Genomic DNA, 2,818 nt, shown 5'->3' on the forward strand with positions numbered 1-2,818 from the left:
AATCCTTAATTATTCTTATCTTATCATTAACATCAGTGGCTTTTGAGAGCATATCCTCAAAGCCACCGCCCGTATGCGGTGCATTCAGTTTTTTATTTTCCCGGTTATGCGCCATCGGTATTTCCTTCTTGGGCGCATTTTCCTTTGCCTTAACAGATTTTTTCTCCTCCTTTTTTATAATCTTGCGCATTATCTTTTTCTCTGGCTCTTCCACTTTGCTTTCAAAGCTTTTCAGCTCTTCATATAATTCTTGGATAAGGGATTTAATCTGCTTAATTTCACTTATCATCCTTTCATACTCGCTTTTCAGCTTTTCTGGTCTTAATCCAGGAAGATTCTTTTTTATTATAACAGCGAGCGCATATCTCCTTTTAATATAATCCTTAAGAATGGCTTTTTCATCCTTTATCCTTCTTTCAAGCTCTGCCTTATCCTCTTCAAAAATATTTTTTATATAAGCATTAATAATATCTGACGCCTTTCCATACATTAAAATGCTGCCTTTGTCCAGAAGCACGGCTCTGTCGCATATTTCTTTTACCTGCTCAAGGCTGTGCGAGACAAAAACTATTGTTTTTCCCTCTTTCTTGAATTCAATCATTTTCAGCAGGCATCTTTTCTGAAAGGAGTTGTCTCCAACTGCAAGAACTTCGTCAACAAGTATTATGTCCGGCTCGTTCATGAGAGCTGTGCTGAAGGAAAGCCGCGCATGCATTCCTGATGAATAGTTTTTCAGCTTTGTGTCAATGAAGTTCTGGAGCCCGGAAAATTCTATTATCCCTTCAATTTTCTCTTCAATCTCTTCCCTTGAAAGCCCAAGGAGGGAACCGTAAAGGTAGATGTTTTCTTTTCCTGTCAGTTCAGGATTGAATCCAACTCCGAGCTCTATAAAAGGAAGGATGCTGCCCTTTACTTTAACATTTCCTTCAGAAGGGTGGATTATCCCCGCTATTGTTCTGAGAAGGGTTGTCTTTCCAGAGCCGTTCCTTCCAATAATTCCCAAGCATTCTCCGCGTTTTATTGAAAGGTTTATATTTTTAAGGACGCATATGGTTTCATACTTGCGCATCCTGTCATTATGTGAAAAAAATGAGATTAGGTAATCAACTGCAGATGTTTTCTTCTCATGGTAAAGCGTGAAGTTTTTGCTCAGGTTCTCTATCCTTATAATCTCGTTATTTTTCATGTTTTTTAAACTTCCTCAGCAAGCTTTGGAGCCATGTTCCTGAAAATTCTTAGCCCTATCAGGAACACAAGCAGGCATATTATTGAGGTTATTATGACCTGCTTTGCCTCAGGAATGAAATTGTATATCAGCGCATCCCTTGAGCCGTTTATTATCCTTGCCATTGGGTTAAGCATGTACCACTTCCTGAATTCATCAGGTATTCTTGTTTCAGGATAGACAATCGGGGTTATCCAGAATCCTATCAACAGGAGGAAGCTCCAGATGTATTTTAAGTCCCTTATCCTTATGTAAAGCCCGGAAAGCATGAAGGAAAGCCCGGTTACAAGTATTACAAGCTCTGCAAGATAGAGCGGGAAAAAGAGGGCTGCGCTGCCTATTCTCACTTTGAATACTGCCATGAATATGAAAAAAACAAGCAGATTCAGGACAAGCGTTATCACTGATGCAATGCATGAGCTGATTATTATTGTATAAGCGGGAAAATTGATTTTTTTTATCAGCCCGCCCTTCGATATTATTGAGTCCATGCTGTTTGCTGTTGTTTCTGAGATGAAATTCCAGAGTATTATCCCGAGAAGGAGAAAGAGCTGGTAGTGTGGAACCTCAAGCTTCATTATCAGGGAAAACACGATATACAAAGTGACAAGCATTAGAAGGGGATTCAAAAGCGACCAGAAATAGCCGATTATTGAATTTTTATACTTGATCTTGAAGTCCTCAATTGCGAATTCCCTTATTATGTTAAGATGATTAAGATATTCAGATTTTTTCAACTGCTTTTTCTTCCTTTCTGAATTCCCAGCCATTTTTATTCTCCTGAAATATTATCCGGATTATAGCATTATAATAAGTGATAGATACCCTTTAAATCCCATCTTTTCCCGTTTATTTTAAAGATATCGATTATTTATAAATCTTCTCACTAAATGTCGTCATAAGTTAGTGTATAAAAGAATATTTTAGGAATTTTATGAAGTTTATGAATTCTATTAAGCATGCAATCCCTTTCCAGAGCAGAGCGCCTTAATTTCCATGAAAAACCCGCTTAAAACAGCCAAAAAGAATATGAAAAAGAGGATTGATGAATTCTTCTTTGTTATTCTCTCATGCTTTGACAAGAGAAGCTTAATCCTGAATCCTGCGCTTCTGCCCCTTTCATAATGGCTGAAATCAAACCAGCGGAAGTTGAAGATGCCGCATGTGAAATTCTTAAAAAGCGCTCTTAAATTGAAAGGATTTGGAACTTCTGCTCTTTTTAAAACACATCTTAATTTAATCATTCCGTATACAAGATTCCTGTTTTCAAGAAAATACCTTCTTTCAGCGTCTTTCATTTCCTTTAGCGCGTGGACTGCAACTGCGCCTTTTGCATACCTTGCTTTCAGCCCGAAAATCCCGCACCTTATGAAAAAGTCAGAATCCTCGCAGTATGTCCCGTAATTCTCATCAAAGGAGGAATCAAGCTTTTTCAGCGAATCCTTTCTTATCAAAAAGCACGCGCTTATTCCAGGATAATTCATCTCCTTTTCATTTTCAGGATACATTGTTTTTCCATTCTCAAAAATCACTTTCGGGAATGCGATGTCAAATCCATTTATTCCCTGAACTAATTTTTCAATGCATCCCTTA

At 37.8% G+C, this 2,818-nt stretch carries 3 protein-coding genes; all 3 read right to left on the reverse strand.

Annotated elements, in window-relative coordinates; genetic code table 11:
• The coding region (locus NTV63_05575; protein MCX6710386.1) for an ABC transporter ATP-binding protein at window positions 1-1,186 on the reverse strand (1,186 nt) is incomplete at its 3' end.
• A gap of 5 nt (window positions 1,187-1,191) precedes the next feature.
• On the reverse strand, window positions 1,192-1,995 hold the full coding sequence (locus NTV63_05580; protein MCX6710387.1) for an ABC transporter permease: 804 nt from the start codon (window positions 1,993-1,995) through the stop codon (window positions 1,192-1,194).
• A gap of 183 nt (window positions 1,996-2,178) precedes the next feature.
• A partial coding sequence (locus NTV63_05585) for a hypothetical protein (protein MCX6710388.1) occupies window positions 2,179-2,818 on the reverse strand: 640 nt, incomplete at its 5' end.

The organism is Candidatus Woesearchaeota archaeon, assembly GCA_026394965.1.
In the GTDB taxonomy this organism is placed as follows: Archaea; Nanobdellota; Nanobdellia; order Woesearchaeales; family 0-14-0-80-44-23; genus JAPLZQ01.

What these genes read in the sequence shown, in the direction of transcription:
- NTV63_05580 (MCX6710387.1), bottom strand. Translation starts at nt 1,995, where the DNA reads ATGGCTGGGAATTCAGAAAGGAAGAAAAAGCAGTTGAAAAAATCTGAA.